We start from the raw sequence: 13674 nt of genomic DNA, 5'->3' as shown, positions 1-13674 counted from the left end.
CCCCCCTCCCGCCCCGCATCCGCGGGGCACCCTCCCCCGCAGAGGGGGGAGGGTTGACGGCGCGAGCTTCAGAAATGGCCGATCGAACCGAAGCCGCGCACCCCTCAATCGTCCCGGTACACCCGCTCCCGGCGCTCGTGGCGCTCCTGCGCCTCCAGGGACAGGGTCGCGATCGGGCGGGCTTCCAGGCGCTTGAGGGAGATCGGCTCGCCGGTCTCCTCGCAATAGCCGTAGGAGCCATCCTCGATCCGGGACAGGGCCGCGTCGATCTTGGCGATCAGCTTGCGCTGCCGGTCGCGTGCCCGGAGCTCGATCGCCCGGTCGGTCTCGGACGAGGCGCGGTCGGTCAGGTCGGGGTGATTCTCGTTCTCGCTCTGCAGCGCCACCAGCGTGTCCTGGGCCTCGCGCAGAATGTCTTGCTTCCAACTCTGAAGCTTGCGGCGGAAATACTCCCGCTGACGCTCGTTCATGAAGGGCTCGGCGTCATTGGGGGCATAGCCCTCCTCGATCACGATCTTCGCCATCGCGCCCCTCGGAAAACCGATGTTGTCCTGACCGCAGCCGGTGCATGGCGGCAGCCCACTTGGCGCAGCCCTATAATAGAGGCTGCACGACACCACAATGTCTCTGCACCCGCACGCAAGGACCGGACCAGGGGACAGCGGCGCGGGGTTGCATTCTCGTCACGGTCGTGGGCTTTCTGCATCACCCTCCCGCGTGCCGAGGGCGGCGGCGATGTCGGATTCCAGACGTTGCGCGAGGGGCTGGCGGTAGTGGCTGGCGTCGAAGAACAGGGCCGGATCGTGCGCTTCGGGCCGGTCGCCGGACCAGTCGACCACGCGGCCCCGGGGCGTCACCGCCTCCGTCAGCGCGGCGCGGCAGGCGCGCGCCGCGTCGGCCCGGGGGGTGCCCGGCCGGGGCTGCGCGGCGGCATAGACCGGGGGGAACACCATCACCAGCGCCGTGCCGGGCGCGAGGCGATCGGCGAGGGCGCGCAGCCGGCCGGCGGCCGGGAAGTCCGGCCCCCCCTCCCCCGGATCGGGCACGTCCGGGACCGGCCGCGCGAGGGCGGCAACCCGCTCCGGCGCGTCGGGATCGCCGAGGCGGCGGTATTCCGGCTCATAGTCCCAGTAGCCGTCCGGCGCCGCCCGGCGCGGGGCGGAGCGCAGCGCCCAGCCGATGCGGCGCAGAGCCTCCGCGGCGGCGTCGAGGCGCAGGAGGCCGCGCAGGTAGCCCGGCCAGTCCGCGGCGAGGAGCCAGTCCGGGAAGGGCCGCAGGGGCGGCAGGGCGGGATCGCCGCTGCACCAAGTCGAATCGACCCCAAGCACCAGGGCCCGCGCCGCGGGATGGTGGCGCAGGAAGTACTCGGCGACGCGCAGCTGCTCGCCCGGGCCGGTGCCCGGCACGGAGAGCTGGACGAACGGGATCCCGGTCGCGGCCCGCAGGCGGGCCGGCGAGACGAGCTGGATGTGCGAGTTGCCGACGATCGCCGCCGTGAAGGCGGGGTCGCGGCCGCGGCTCGCCACCGCGGTGCGGGGCCCCTGCGGGCGCACGCCGTCGCGCGCCAGCAGCCGTGGCCGGCCAGTATCGTAGGGGTCGACCGCGAGCGCCAGGGCGAGGGTGCCGGCGAGGAGCAGGGCCGCCGCCGCGACGAGGCAGGCGGCGAACCGGCGCCACGCGGCTTCGCCCGAGGCGGGAGGGTCAGCGCGCATCGGATCGGCCCCCCGCTCAGAACTGGAAGTAGATGAACTCGTAATTGGCGTCGTCGCCGATGCGCAGCAGCACCGCGACGAGGAGCACCGCGAAGGCGATCGCCAGGGCCGGCCGCGGCGGCAGGCGGTGGACCGCCGCCCAGGCGGTCGGGCCGGCGAGCGCCACCAGGGCGGCGGGCACGAAGGCCCGCCACTTGAAGCCGTGGCCGGCCGGCGCGAGGCCGACCAGGCCCTTGAACACGGCGATGGCGGCCTCGAAGCTGGTGGCGCGGAACAGCACCCAGGTCAGCGCCACGAAGACGAAGGTCAGGGCCCAGCCGAGGAGGGCCGGCATCGGCAGGCCCGCCCGGCGCCACAGGGTGCCGACGCCGAGCCCGGCGCCATGCGCCGCCCCCCAGGCGACGAAGGTGAGGCCGGCGCCGTGCCACAATCCGCCCAGCGTCATGGTGGCGAAGAGCGCGGCGAGCTGCACGCCCAGGCCCCGGCGGTTGCCGCCGAGCGGGATGTAGAGATAGTCGCGCAGGAAGCGCGACAGGGTCATGTGCCAGCGCCGCCAGAACTCCCGCAGGGAGGTGGCGCGATAGGGCACGTCGAAGTTCTGCGGCAGCACGATCCCGAACAGCAGCGCGAGACCCAGCGCCATGTCGGTGTAGCCCGAGAAATCGAAGTAGATCTGGAACGTGAAGGCGAGCGTGCCCTGCCAGGCCTCGGCCATGCTCACCACCTTGCCCTCGGCGGCGGCCTGGAAGACCGGGTTGGCGTAGGCCGCGAGCGGGTCGCCGAGGAAGACCTTCTTGGCGAGCCCGATGCAGAGCAGCATCAGGCCGCGGCCGATCCGCTCGGCGGCGTCCAGCCGGGCATAGGGCTTCTCGTCGAACTGGTGGAGGATCTCGCTCCAGCGCACCAGCGGGCCGGCAAGCACCTGCGGAAAGAACGCGATGTAGAGGGCGTAGCGCGTCAGGTCCATCTGCGGCGCCCGGCCGGCGCGCAGGTCGGTCAGGTACATCACGTGATGGAAGGTGAAGAACGAGATGCCGAGCGGCAGGGCGAGGCTCGGCCGGGCCAGGTCGTGGAGCCCCGGCAGGAACGCCGCGAGGCCGGCGAGGAACCCCGCATACTTGAACAGCGCCAGCACCGCGAGGTTCGCCGCGATGGCGAGCGGGATCAGCAGCGCCGCGCGGCTCCGCCCGAACCAGCGGGCGACGAGCCAGTTCAGCCCGATCGATGCCGCGAGCAGCGGCACGAAACGCGGGTCCCACCAGCCGTAGAAGACGAGCGAGAGTCCGACGAGGAGCGGCAGCCGCCAGCCCGGCCGGTGCAGGGCCACGATGGCGTGAAGCCCCAAGGCGACCGGCAGGAATCCGAGGAGGAACGGAAAGGAGTTGAACAGCATCGAGGCCGGGGTGACGCGCGTCTTGCGGCGACACCAAGGCCGCCCGTCTTCAGGCGGGCGCCGTTGTGGGAGATCGTGGGGGATGCGTCAACGGCCGGAGACGGCGCGCTCACGCCGCCCGCACGTCGGCCAGGAACACGGCCACCTCCCGCTACAGCTCGCCGGCGGAGCGGGACATGTCCTGCGCCGCGCCGAGGACCTGGGCCGCCGCCGTGCCGGTCTGGCCGGCGCCGTCGCGCACCGCGGCGATCGCCTCCGTCACGGCGAGGGTGCCGCGGGAAGCCTGCTGCACGTTGCGGGCGATCTCCCGGGTCGCCGCCTTCTGCTCCTCCATCGCCGCGGCGACGCCAGCCGCGATGGTGTCCATCTCGCCGATGCGCCGGCCGATCGCCGCGATGGCCTCGACCGCCGGCCTCGACCGCCCCGCCGGTGCCGGCCTGGATCGCGCCGATCTGCCGGGCGATCTCCTCGGTGGCCCGCGCCGTCTGGTCGGCCAGGGCCTTGACCTCGGCGGCGACGACGGCGAAGCCGCGTCCCGCCTCGCCGGCCCGGGCTGCCTCGATCGTGGCGTTCAGGACGAGCAGGTTGGTCTGGCCAGCGATCGAGGAGATCAGGCCGACCACATCGCCGATCCCTCGCACGCCGGAGGCCAGGATCTGCACCACGGTGTCGGTGCGCTGCGTCTCGTCCCGGGCCGCGACGGCCATGTGGGCGGAAAGGTCGACCTGGGCGGCGATGTCCTGGACCGAGGCGGCGAGCTCGTCCGTCGGGCTCGCCACCGCCTGCACGTTGGCCGAGGTCTGCTCGGCGACGGCGGCGACGGTCACCGTTTGCCCGGTGGTCGCCTCGGCGGTGGCGGCCATGGAGCCCGCCGTCGTCTCCATGCCGGAGGCCGCGGTGGCGACGCCGCGGCTGAGCGCCATCACCCGGGCCTCGAAGGCGCGGGTCGCGCCGTCGAGACGCTCGGCGCGGCGCATCTTCGCATCGGCCTCGCCGGCCGCAGTGCGGTCCGCCTCGCGCTTGGCGGTCAGGGCGTCCTTGAAGCCGGGCCTGGGCAGCCGAAGAATCTCGCGAAACTTTGAATGAGAATATAAATTCCGAACAGAAGCGATCAAATCTCGCCTTCGATGTGCCGTCGGCCGAGGGCTCGCAGAAATTGTCTCGCGCCTATGCTTATCTTCCCTTACGGCATATCGAGCGCCGCGACCGGCCCATCATCGGCCCCCCGCCATGCCGAGCTTCGCCAGTTCCACCTGCGCCCGCAGCTCGATATGGCCGAGGAGGTCGTCGAGGCGGGGATCGCCCGTGCTGCCGTCGCGCTCGGCGAGGCGGCCGGCGATGGCCTTCAACTCGCTCGCGGCGACCCGGCCGCCCAGCAGCGCCGCCTTGAGGCGGTCGAGGGCGTCGAGGAGGTCGTGGCCGCGCTTGGTCGCCCGGCGGCGGCGGTCGGCGGAGACCTCGTCCTGGCTCTGCAGGGTCAGGATGGCGCTCAGGTTCGCGAGCGGCATCGCGCTGCCGGCGCTGGTCGGCCCGCGCGCGCCCTCCATCCCGAGGGTGAACACGCCGCCTGCCGGCAGGGAGCGCGCGCCGGCCCCGGACAGGGGGGCGGCCGCGAGGCGGGTGTCGACGCGCATGGGATCGGGTCCGGGTCACGAAGGGTCGCTTCAGTCCTGCAAACCTCGCCCGGGTATGGTGAATGCGCCGTAAACGAGGCGGCAGAACTTGCCGCGGGGCGAAAACGACCGGGCCCGGATCACCCGCCCGCCGCCTCGGGCGGCAACGGATCGGTAACCTTACCAGACACTTACGAGCCCCCCGGCGCTGGCACGGTCCTGGCACTTCGCCTCTCGAGTTTCGGGATCCCGTCATGCGCCGCCGCCTCGCCCTCGCCTTCCTCTCCTGCCTCCTGCCCGTCCTGCTCCTCGCGGCCGGCCCCGCCTTCGCCCTGTCGCGGGTGAAGGACCTCGCCAGCGTCGAGGGGATGCGGACCAACCAGCTCATCGGCTACGGCATCGTCGTCGGCCTCAACGGCACCGGCGACACGCTCAACAACGCCCCCTTCACCAAGCAATCGGTGCAGGCGATGCTGGAGCGGCTCGGGGTCAACACCCGCGGCGCCGTCATGCGCACCGCGAACCTCGCCGCCGTGATGGTGACGGCCAACCTCCCCCCCTTCGCCGCGCAGGGCACGCGCATCGACGTCACGGTGTCCTCGCTCGGCGACGCCAAGTCGCTCCAGGGCGGCACGCTGCTCGTCACGCCGCTCCTCGGCGCCGACGGCGAGGCCTATGCGGTGGCGCAGGGATCGCTCGCCATCGCGGGCTTCCAGGCCGAGGGCGACGCGGCCAAGATCACCCGCGGCGTGCCGACCAACGGGCGCATCGCCAACGGGGCGGTGATCGAGCGCGAGATCGCCTTCAAGCTCAACGAGCAGAAGTGCCTGCGCCTGTCCCTGCGCAACCCCGACTTCACCACCTCGAAGCGCATCGCCGCGGCGATCAACGACTTCATGGGGGCGGACACCGCCGAGCCGACCGACCCCTCCACCGTCACCCTGCAGGTGCCGGCCCGCTACCAGGGCAACATGATCCGGCTGCTCACCGAGATCGAGCAGCTCAAGGTCGAGCCCGACCAGACCGCCCGGGTGGTGATCGACGAGCGCTCCGGCATCATCGTGATGGGCCGCGACGTGCGGGTCTCCACCGTGGCGGTGGCGCAGGGCAACCTCACGGTCACCATCAGCGAGCAGCCGCAGGTGAGCCAGCCGGCGCCGTTCTCCAACGGCGAGACCGTGGTGGTGCCGCGCACCGCCCTCCGGGTCGATGCCGGCGAGAAGAACAAGCTCGCCCTGGTCAAGGAGGGCGTGACCCTGCGCGAGCTGGTCGACGGGCTCAACGCCCTCGGCATCGGCCCGCGCGACCTGATCTCGATCCTCCAGGCGATCAAGACCGCCGGGGCGCTCCAGGCCGACATCGAAGTGATGTGACCTGAGCCCTTCCTCCTCTCTCCCTTCGCACCTCCGAGGTTCGCCCGATGCTCCCTCTCGCTTCCCTCGCGGCCTCCGCCGGCCTGGCGGTCGGCCAGGCCCTCGCCGGGGCGGTCTCGTCCAGCCCGACGCCGTCGGCCGACAAGATCAAGATGCAGAAGACCGCCAAGGACTTCGAGTCGATGTTCCTGGAGCAGAGCCTCGACGTGCTCAACCGCTCGGAAGGCACCGACGGGCCGCTCGGCCAGAACGGCACCGGCGGCGGCGTCTATCGCTCGATGCTCAACAAGGAATACGCCCAGTCGATCGTGCAGAGCGGCGGCGTCGGCATCGGCGACCAGGTGATGCGCGAGATGCTGCGGCTCCAGGGAGGCGCCAATGGCTGATTCGTCCCGCCCCGCCCCGGTCCGGGTCGACGATGCCGATGGCGCCGAGCGCCTGGTCGCCGAGACGCTCGGCATCATGCGCGACCTCGAGGCCCTGCTCGGGCGCGAGAGCGACCATGTCCGGGTCGGGCGCCTCGCCGAGGGCCTGGCCGAGGCGCCGCAGAAGACGGCGCTCGCCGGCGTCTATCTCCAGGGCCTGCAGGCGGTGAAGGCCAATGCCGTGGCGCTCGCCCGCTTCGCGCCGGAGAGCATCGCCGTCCTGCGCGAGGCCCATGGGCGGTTCGCCGAGGTCGTGGCGGCCAACCAGGCGGTGCTGGCGACCGCCCGTTCGGTCTCGGAGAGCCTGCTGCGCAACCTCTCGGCGGAGCTGACCCGCAACGCGGAGCCCAAGGGCTACGGCAGCGGCGGCTACGGCAGCCGTCCGGCCCCCTCCCCCTACGGCCATCGCCGCAGCGCGCCCCTGGTGCTGTCGCGCAGCCTGTGACGCGTCAGTGGCTGGTTCCGAGCCGGATATAGGCTCGGGCCGGACCGTAATCGGTCTGCGTCCGGGTATCGATCGCGATCCGGCCGGAGCCGCTGACGACGCCCCGGGCCGCCCCGTCGAGCCCGGCGCCAGGCCGGGCGGGAACCGGCGTGCCGGCCTCGGCGCGCACCCGGCCGCTGATCCGCATGCACGGCCCGCCGGGAACGACGCGGGTGAAGCCGGGGCCCTCGTGCGGGCAGGCCTCGGGCGCCCTGGCGATGGGCAGGTCGCGCATGTCGAGCGCGTGGGCCGGCAAAGCCGCGACGGGGGCTGCGCAGAGGGCGGCCGCCGCCAGGATCATCGATGTCGTGCGCAAGGCCTGCCCCTCCCGTTCGGGATGGAGAGAAGCATGGCAGGCCTGGGTGCGCCAGGGCGTGGGGGACACGCTTGCCGGGGCTCGGCGACCAGCGGTTCCGGATCCCGGGCTCCGCTGGCGGCCCCGGGACGACCAGAAGGGTGTCGGATCCGCCGGGTGGATCGTCGGATCACCCGACGCACCGCTCGAAGATCTCCTCCGCCTGCCTCACCGTCATCTTGCGCGCCGCGGGGCTCGCGATGATCGTGCGGTCGTTGGCGCTGGCGGGATCGAAATCCTTGGCGGCGATGCCGGCATAGAGGCCCGGCACGGCGCGCAAGGCCATCTCGCGCACGCGGTCGCGGGGCAGCTGCGCGGGCGTGAACCGCGTGGGGAAGCCGATATCGGCGTAGAGCGCCCGGATCGCCTCGGCGCAGGCGGCGATCGTCTCCTGGCGCGACAGGCCGGCGGTCTCGACCTCCAGAGCTTCAGCGAGCGGGCGCACCTTGGCGGGCAGCACCGCGAGATTGAAGGTCACGACGTGCGGCAGCAGCACCCCGACGCCGTAGGGATGCGCCAGGTCGAGATGACCCTCCAGCGGCAGCGACAGGGCGTGGCCGTGGCCCAGCCGGGCGTTGCCGCAGGCGATGTTGGCCATGCAGGAGGCCACCAGGTTGTCCTCCCGGGCGCCGTCGTCGTCGGAATTGATCGAGGCGCGCAGGGAGGCGGCCTGGAGCCGCACGGCGGCGAGGGCCACCGCGTCGGTGAGCGGCGAGGCGATGCCGCTCAGATAGGCCTCGACGCCGTGGGTCAGCGCGTCGACCGCCGGCAGGGCCGCGACGTGCATCGGCAGCGAGCGTAAGGTCACGGGGTCGAGGATCGCCGCGTCGGGGAAGCTCAGGGGGCCGCCGCCGAGGAGCTTGAGGTGGCGCACCTCGTCCTTGACGATGGTCCATTGCGAGACTTCCGAACCGGAGCCAGCGGTGGTCGGCACCATGATCATCGGCAGCGCCTTGCGGTCGAACTGCCCGACGCCGGTGCACTCGGCCATCGGCTTGTGGTTCGTCGCCACGATGGCGATGCCCTTGCCGGTGCACATCACCGAGCCGCCGCCGATGCACACGACGCCGTCGATCCCGTCGCGACGTACCCGCTCGCCCTGGTCGTCGATGTGGGAGCAGCGCGCGTCGATCCCGCATTCGTCGAAGCGCGCCACCGCGATCCCGGCCTCGGCCAGGGCCGCCAGCGCGTCGGCGTGGAATCCTTGCGCCGAGATCACCGGGTCGGACACGACCAGCACCCGCGTCATGCCGAGGTCGCGGGCGAGCGTGCCGATGGTGGCGAGGGCGCCGCTTCCTGAGACGATCCGGGTCGGCATGTAGAAGCTGGTGATCATGCGGGCGTCTCCTCTGTTCCGGGCGGGGCGCTCTTCCGGGCCCTCGCGATCCTGCCGGCGGTGTCGCCCGTCCGGGGCGCCCGCGTCCAATACAAAGATCGGGCGTGAGCCATAGGCGGCGACGATGGCGGAGCGTCACACCCAAGGTCACGCCCTGCCATACCGGGAAACGATGGCGGGTCCTCGCGCAAACTATTGGACGGCGACTGTCTCGGGACGCGATAGAACGGCGATCATCAAGCATCGCTCCGACGCCCCCCGGCGGGCGCCAGAAGAGCGATGCCGCCTATGGAGGAGACGCCCATGTCCCATACAGCCTGGACGAGACGCCTCGCCGTCGCCGGCCTGTTCGCCACGATGCTGACCGCACCGGCCATCGCCCAGACGCCGCTGCGCATCGGCGTGATCGAGGACCTGTCGGGGATGTATTCCGGCAATGGCGGGCCGAACATGGTGCTCGCCGCCACGATGGCGGCGGAGGATTTCGGCGGCAAGGTGCTGGGCCGGGCGATCGAGGTGATCGGCGTCGACCATCAGAACAAGCCCGATATCGGCTCCGGCCTCGCCCGCCAGCTCGTCGACCAGCGCGGCGTCACCGCCTTCGTGCTCGGCGGCGCCAGCTCGGTGGGCCTCGGCGTCCAGGCCTACGCCAAGGAGCGCAAGATCACCACGATGGTGACCGGCGGCTACGCCTCGCAATTCTCCGGCACCGGCTGCTCGCCCTACGGCACGCAATGGGTGCCCTCCACGGGCGAGCTCGCCAACGCGGTGGCAGGCGCCGTGGTGCAGGGCGGCGGCAAGAAGTGGTATTTCATCACCGCCGATTACGTGTTCGGCCACGGCCTCGCGGCGGATGCCGGCAAGGCCGTCAAGGCCGCCGGCGGCACGGTGGTCGGCGAGATCCGCCATCCGCTCGGGGCCACCGACCTCTCCTCGCAGCTGATCCAGGCCCAGTCCTCGGGCGCCGACGTGATCGGGCTCGCCAATGCCGGCCCGGACCTCGTCAACACCATCAAGCAGGCGCGGGAATTCGGCATCACCTCGAAGGTGGTGGCGATGCTGGTCTTCACCAACAACACCGTGGCGCTCGGCCTCGACGTGGCGCAGGGCATCCGCATGGCGGTGAACTTCTACTGGGACGCCAACGAGGCCAGCCGCGCCTGGGCCAAGCGCCTCATGGCCCGCAACGGCAACGTGGTGCCGACCATGGGCCACGCCGCCGCCTATTCCTCGGTGAGGCATTACCTGAGGGCCGTCGAGAAGGCCGGCACCGACGAGGCCGGCGCGGTCAACAAGGCGATGAAGGAGCTGCCGATCGACGACGGCTTCTACGGCAAGCCGCGCATCCAGGCGAACGGCCGGGTGGTGATGGACATGATGCTGGTCGAGGTGAAGAGCCCGAAGGAGTCGAAGAGCAAGGCCGATCTCTACCGCGTCATCGAAACGATCCCGGGCGGCACGCTGTTCACCCCCGCCGACAAGAGCGGCTGCCCCCTGACCACCGGCTGACCGGGAGAGACCGCACCATGAAGCTCTACGCCAACCCGACCTCGCCCTTCGTGCGCATCGTCCGCATGGCGCTCATCGAGAAGGGCCTGAACGAGACGGTCGACACCACCTTCGTCGATGCCTGGGCCGACGACGCGGCCTTCCTCGACGCCAACCCGGCCGGCCGCGTGCCGACACTGGTCACCGACGACGGCGCGCGGCTGACGGAGGCGCTCCTGATCCTCAGCCATCTCGACGCGGCCGGATCGAAGCCGGCCGTGCTGGCGGGCGGGCCGGCCGCGCTCTCGGCCGCGGGCGTCGCGATCGGGGTGTTCGACGCCGCGGTCGCGGTGATCATCGGCCGCAAGTCGGCGCCGGACTTCGAGACCGGCCTCGTCGGCAAGAAGCGCTTCCGCACCATGCGGGAGGGGCTGCGGCGCCTCGAAGCGGTGTTCGGGCCCGTGCAGGAGCCGTTCGGCCTGCCGGCGATCGCGGCGGTCACCGCCCTCGACTACCTGGTGTTCCGCTTCCCCGACCACGACTGGCGGAGCCTCTGCCCGACCGTCGCGGCCTTCCGCGACGCGCAGGCCGACCGTCCCTCGGTGCGGGACACCGTGCCGCGCGGATAAGCCCTCTCCCATCGCGCCCCATGCGGTCCCCCGGAACCTCGGCTATCGTAGGACTGACGGACGATCGTCCGGCAGCCCCGGCGGGAACCGAGGGTCAGGGGGGAACCGGCGCGATGGAGCTTCGCCATCTTCGCTATTTCGTCGCGGTGGCCGACGATCTCAGCATCACCCGGGCGGCGGAGCGGCTGAACATCGCGCAGCCGGCGCTCAGCCACCAGATCAAGAGCCTCGAGACCGAAATCGGCACCGCCCTGCTCCAGCGCCTGTCGCGCGGGGTGGCGTTGACCGAGCCGGGCCGCGCCTTCGCGGACGATGCCCGCGCCGTGCTCGCCGCCGTCGATGCGGCGAAAGCCCGGGCGCGGCGCATCGCGACCGGCGATGTCGGCCAGATCCGCATCGGCTTCACCTCCTCGGCCTCGTTCCACCCCCTGGTGACCGGGGCGATCCGCGACTATCGCAGCGCCCATCCGGACGTGCAGGTCGAGCTTCTCGAGGAAACGACCGCGAGCCTGCTCGCCGCCTTCCGCGCGGGCCGGGTCGACGTCGCCTTCATGCGCCCGGACGAGGGCGAGGTGGACGACCTGTGGGCCCGCCACCTCTTCGACGAACCGATGGTGGTGGCCCTGCCGGCGACGCATCGCCTCGCCGCCGAGACCGGGCCGGTGGGCCTGGCCGAGCTCTCGGGGGAAGGCTTCATCGTCTATCCGCGCCGCAACGGGCGGGCGCTCTACGACGGCATCATGGCGGCCTGCGCGGCGGCCGGATTCTCGCCCCACATCGCCCAGAACGCGCCGCAGCTCGCCTCGGTGGTCAACCTCGTGGCCACCGGCATCGCGCTGGCCATCGTGCCGCGCTCGATGGCACGCCTCGCGACGGAGGGCGTGCGCTACCGCGCGATCCGCGGTCCGGCCCCCGCGGCGCCGATGACCCTGGTACGCCAGCCTGCGCCGGAGATGCCGCATGCGCGGATCTTCACGGACCTGGTGCTGGCGCGGTTGCGCAACGGGGGGGAAGCCGCATGATGCCGTGGCGTCGTCGAACGAACCCGTTCGACGGCGCCGCACGATTACAGATAATTCGTCAGCGTCAGCTTCGAGAGCATCGCGGTCGCCTGATAGCTCGCCTGCAGCTGCGTCTGCAGGGTCAGGAGCTTGGCCGCGGCTTCCTCGGTCGAGACCGATTCGACGCCGTCGACCGTCTTCTGCAACATGGCCTTGGTGGCGGTGTTCAGGGTCTTCTGAGTGTCGATCTGGGCCGAGGCGAGGCTGAATTCCGCGGCGACGCCCTGCACCGACGGCTGGCCGTCGGCGGGCTTGAACAGGGTCTGCATCCGGGCCGAATAGGCGTCGAAGCGGGTGCTGTCGGTGTTGGTGTTGTCGAACGGCGTGGTGGCGAGGACCGCGAGGCCGCTCAGCACCGCGCGGAACGGCGCTTCGTTGGCCTGGGCACCGATTGCCACCGACTGGTCGCGGGAGATCGGCACGGTGGCGGTCTGGCGCGGGTCGGCGGAGGTGTCGTCGCCCTTGTACCAGATCATCGTGCGGCCGCTCGGGTCGGCGACGTAGCCGGTGGCGTTGCCGGCCGCATCCGTGGCGACCCGGCGCGGGCTCAAGCCCGGCGAGGACGAGCCGGCGAAGAAGTCGCCCGCCGCCCGGGTGGCGGAACTCGCCGCGAGATCGGTGGTGGCGGTGGCGTTCAGCGCCGTCGCGAGGGCCGCCCGAAGGTTGGCGGCGGTGTCGGCCGGGCTCGCGCCGATCGCGAAGGTGCCGGCGGCCGTGCCGTCCGCGGCGGCCTTCAGGCTCAGGGTCGTGCTGGTGCCGTCGCGCAGGCCCACCGTGACCTGGACGCTGTCGCCGGCCGTGAGCCCCGCCCCGACCGTCACGGTCGCGGAGGCTGGGGTGCCGCCGGAGAGCGCCGCCGTCGCACCCGGCGGGTTCGCGCTCTGGAGGCCGGTGACGGTCCGGCCCGCGAGCGCCGTGGTGAGGTTCTGCGCGCTCGCCGCCGCATCGGCGCCGATCGCGAAGGTTCCGTCCCCGCCGCCGCCGGCGTTCCGCGCGGTGAGATCGACGAAGCCCTGGCTGCCATCCGGGTTCCGGACGCTCACCCGCACGATGTCGCCGTCCTTCGGCTGGACGGCGAAGGACAGGGTGGCGGCAGGCGGCGTGCCGGCCTGGAAAGCGACCGCGAGGCCGGACGGGTTCGAGCTGGCGGCCTGGGCGATCGTGAAGCCGAAATTCGCCCGCACGCCGGGCAGCGCGCTCTCCGACAGGCTCACGCTCGCGCCCGCGGCCGCGAGGTCGAGCCGCCCGGTCTTCGGCGTAGCGATGCCGAGATCGGCGACCTGGCGTTCCGCGATTACCGTGCGTACGCCGTCGAGGCCGGCGGCGGGATCGCCGTCGAGGATCCGGTCGACGGATTCGACCGGCGCCCGGTCGGTGACCCGGCCGCCCATGATGTACTGGCCCCCGGTGCTCTGGTTGAGGGCATCGAGGGCGCCGCCGAGCTGGCCCACAGCGCCCTGCTGCAGGGTGGAGCGGGCGAGGGTGCCGGCGCCGGTGCGGGCGCTGATGAGGCTGCTCCAGGCCGCGGAGGACAGGGTCGCGACCTGCTGCACGCTCGCCGAGGCCAACGCCACCCGGGTCGCGCCGGTGCCGGCCACCGCGATCCAGCCGTCGAGGGCGCCGATCTGGGCACGCGCCGAGAGGCTCTGGGTGCGCCCGGCGCCGAGCCCCCCATGGGTGTCGGCGGTGCGGCCGCTGGCGATCTGGTTGGAGAGCGTGCCGAGCGTCGCCTTCATGTCGAGGAGGCGGCGGGTGTTGAGGTCGGCGGCGGCGGTGCCGGCCGCGAAGGGGGCGATCGTCATCGC

At 72.2% G+C, this 13674-nt stretch carries 14 protein-coding genes and 1 pseudogene; 6 read left to right on the top strand and 9 right to left on the bottom strand.

The genetic code is table 11. From position 1 onward, the window contains the following. Positions 1 to 104: 104 nt before the first annotated feature. From dksA to VQ03_RS07525, 6 genes and pseudogenes are all read right to left on the bottom strand, one after another. Positions 105 to 524, bottom strand: a complete 420-nt coding sequence (gene dksA, locus VQ03_RS07545) for an RNA polymerase-binding protein DksA (RefSeq protein WP_048450264.1) — start codon at positions 522 to 524, stop codon at positions 105 to 107. A gap of 159 nt (positions 525 to 683) precedes the next feature. Then, on the bottom strand, positions 684 to 1712 hold the full coding sequence (locus tag VQ03_RS07540) for a hypothetical protein (protein ID WP_048450263.1): 1029 nt from the start codon (positions 1710 to 1712) through the stop codon (positions 684 to 686). A gap of 16 nt (positions 1713 to 1728) precedes the next feature. Beyond that, positions 1729 to 3105, bottom strand: coding sequence for an MBOAT family O-acyltransferase (locus VQ03_RS07535; protein ID WP_048450262.1), 1377 nt, complete (start codon positions 3103 to 3105; stop codon positions 1729 to 1731). Positions 3106 to 3256: 151 nt separating this feature from the next. Continuing rightward, positions 3257 to 3472 carry a hypothetical protein gene (locus VQ03_RS34280; protein WP_053078439.1) on the bottom strand — a complete coding sequence of 72 codons (216 nt, stop codon included), beginning with the start codon at positions 3470 to 3472 and terminating at the stop codon, positions 3257 to 3259. A gap of 109 nt (positions 3473 to 3581) precedes the next feature. Beyond that, a pseudogene (locus VQ03_RS34515) lies at positions 3582 to 3812 on the bottom strand (methyl-accepting chemotaxis protein); the annotation flags it as partial. A gap of 507 nt (positions 3813 to 4319) precedes the next feature. Further along, entirely contained in the window at positions 4320 to 4739 is a 420-nt protein-coding gene (locus VQ03_RS07525) for a flagellar assembly protein FliX (protein WP_048450261.1), read from the bottom strand. 233 nt (positions 4740 to 4972) lie between these two features. Here VQ03_RS07525 and VQ03_RS07520 point away from each other — a divergent pair, with 233 nt between their 5' ends. From VQ03_RS07520 to VQ03_RS07510, 3 genes are read left to right on the top strand one after another with little or no spacing between them, the layout of a single operon-like run. Next, complete coding sequence (locus VQ03_RS07520; RefSeq protein ID WP_048450260.1) at positions 4973 to 6091, top strand: flagellar basal body P-ring protein FlgI; 1119 nt, start codon at positions 4973 to 4975, stop codon at positions 6089 to 6091. A 47-nt stretch (positions 6092 to 6138) separates the two neighbouring features. Then, the gene (locus VQ03_RS07515) at positions 6139 to 6477 is read left to right on the top strand and encodes a rod-binding protein (RefSeq protein WP_048450259.1); all 339 of its coding nucleotides are present in this window, start codon (positions 6139 to 6141) and stop codon (positions 6475 to 6477) included. Further along, entirely contained in the window at positions 6470 to 6961 is a 492-nt protein-coding gene (locus VQ03_RS07510; protein WP_048450258.1) for a hypothetical protein, read from the top strand. The genes VQ03_RS07515 and VQ03_RS07510 overlap by 8 nt, the downstream gene beginning before the upstream one ends. 4 nt (positions 6962 to 6965) lie before the next feature. On the opposite strand, the gene VQ03_RS07505 is transcribed toward VQ03_RS07510, so the two are convergent. Then, positions 6966 to 7316 (bottom strand): porin family protein, encoded by a 351-nt coding sequence (locus VQ03_RS07505; RefSeq protein ID WP_245291997.1) that lies wholly within the window; start codon positions 7314 to 7316, stop codon positions 6966 to 6968. Positions 7317 to 7485: 169 nt separating this feature from the next. Further along, positions 7486 to 8691: an iron-containing alcohol dehydrogenase gene (locus VQ03_RS07500; RefSeq protein WP_048450256.1), complete on the bottom strand. Its 1206-nt coding sequence runs from the start codon at positions 8689 to 8691 to the stop codon at positions 7486 to 7488. 303 nt (positions 8692 to 8994) lie between these two features. Here VQ03_RS07500 and VQ03_RS07495 point away from each other — a divergent pair, with 303 nt between their 5' ends. The 3 genes from VQ03_RS07495 (at position 8995) to VQ03_RS07485 (ending at position 11830) form a co-directional block, all read left to right on the top strand. Further along, positions 8995 to 10200: an ABC transporter substrate-binding protein gene (locus tag VQ03_RS07495; protein WP_048450255.1), complete on the top strand. Its 1206-nt coding sequence runs from the start codon at positions 8995 to 8997 to the stop codon at positions 10198 to 10200. 17 nt (positions 10201 to 10217) lie between these two features. After that, a complete protein-coding gene (locus VQ03_RS07490) occupies positions 10218 to 10808 on the top strand; it encodes a glutathione S-transferase family protein (RefSeq protein WP_048450254.1) in 591 nt (196 codons plus the stop codon). Between the two features lie 113 nt (positions 10809 to 10921). Continuing rightward, entirely contained in the window at positions 10922 to 11830 is a 909-nt protein-coding gene (locus VQ03_RS07485) for a LysR family transcriptional regulator (protein ID WP_048450253.1), read from the top strand. A 44-nt stretch (positions 11831 to 11874) separates the two neighbouring features. Here VQ03_RS07485 and VQ03_RS07480 read toward each other — a convergent pair whose 3' ends face one another. Continuing rightward, the gene (locus tag VQ03_RS07480; protein ID WP_048450252.1) at positions 11875 to 13671 is read right to left on the bottom strand and encodes a hypothetical protein; all 1797 of its coding nucleotides are present in this window, start codon (positions 13669 to 13671) and stop codon (positions 11875 to 11877) included. Between the last annotated feature and the right edge of the window lie 3 nt (positions 13672 to 13674).

Origin of the sequence: Methylobacterium tarhaniae (genome assembly GCF_001043955.1) — a bacterium.
GTDB lineage: Bacteria > Pseudomonadota > Alphaproteobacteria > Rhizobiales > Beijerinckiaceae > Methylobacterium > Methylobacterium tarhaniae.
Note: the sequence above shows the minus strand (reverse complement) of the source record. Positions and strands in the feature narration are given on the sequence as shown.

Coding starts and splice junctions, on each gene's coding strand:
- VQ03_RS34280 (WP_053078439.1), bottom strand. CDS start 3,472: ATGGACACCATCGCGGCTGGCGTCGCCGCGGCGATGGAGGAGCAGAAG.
- VQ03_RS07500 (WP_048450256.1), bottom strand. CDS start 8,691: ATGATCACCAGCTTCTACATGCCGACCCGGATCGTCTCAGGAAGCGGC.
- VQ03_RS07540 (WP_048450263.1), bottom strand. CDS start 1,712: ATGCGCGCTGACCCTCCCGCCTCGGGCGAAGCCGCGTGGCGCCGGTTC.
- VQ03_RS07480 (WP_048450252.1), bottom strand. CDS start 13,671: ATGACGATCGCCCCCTTCGCGGCCGGCACCGCCGCCGCCGACCTCAAC.
- VQ03_RS07515 (WP_048450259.1), top strand. CDS start 6,139: ATGCTCCCTCTCGCTTCCCTCGCGGCCTCCGCCGGCCTGGCGGTCGGC.
- VQ03_RS07520 (WP_048450260.1), top strand. CDS start 4,973: ATGCGCCGCCGCCTCGCCCTCGCCTTCCTCTCCTGCCTCCTGCCCGTC.
- VQ03_RS07510 (WP_048450258.1), top strand. CDS start 6,470: ATGGCTGATTCGTCCCGCCCCGCCCCGGTCCGGGTCGACGATGCCGAT.
- VQ03_RS07525 (WP_048450261.1), bottom strand. CDS start 4,739: ATGCGCGTCGACACCCGCCTCGCGGCCGCCCCCCTGTCCGGGGCCGGC.
- VQ03_RS07495 (WP_048450255.1), top strand. CDS start 8,995: ATGTCCCATACAGCCTGGACGAGACGCCTCGCCGTCGCCGGCCTGTTC.
- VQ03_RS07490 (WP_048450254.1), top strand. CDS start 10,218: ATGAAGCTCTACGCCAACCCGACCTCGCCCTTCGTGCGCATCGTCCGC.
- VQ03_RS07485 (WP_048450253.1), top strand. CDS start 10,922: ATGGAGCTTCGCCATCTTCGCTATTTCGTCGCGGTGGCCGACGATCTC.
- dksA (WP_048450264.1), bottom strand. CDS start 524: ATGGCGAAGATCGTGATCGAGGAGGGCTATGCCCCCAATGACGCCGAG.
- VQ03_RS07535 (WP_048450262.1), bottom strand. CDS start 3,105: ATGCTGTTCAACTCCTTTCCGTTCCTCCTCGGATTCCTGCCGGTCGCC.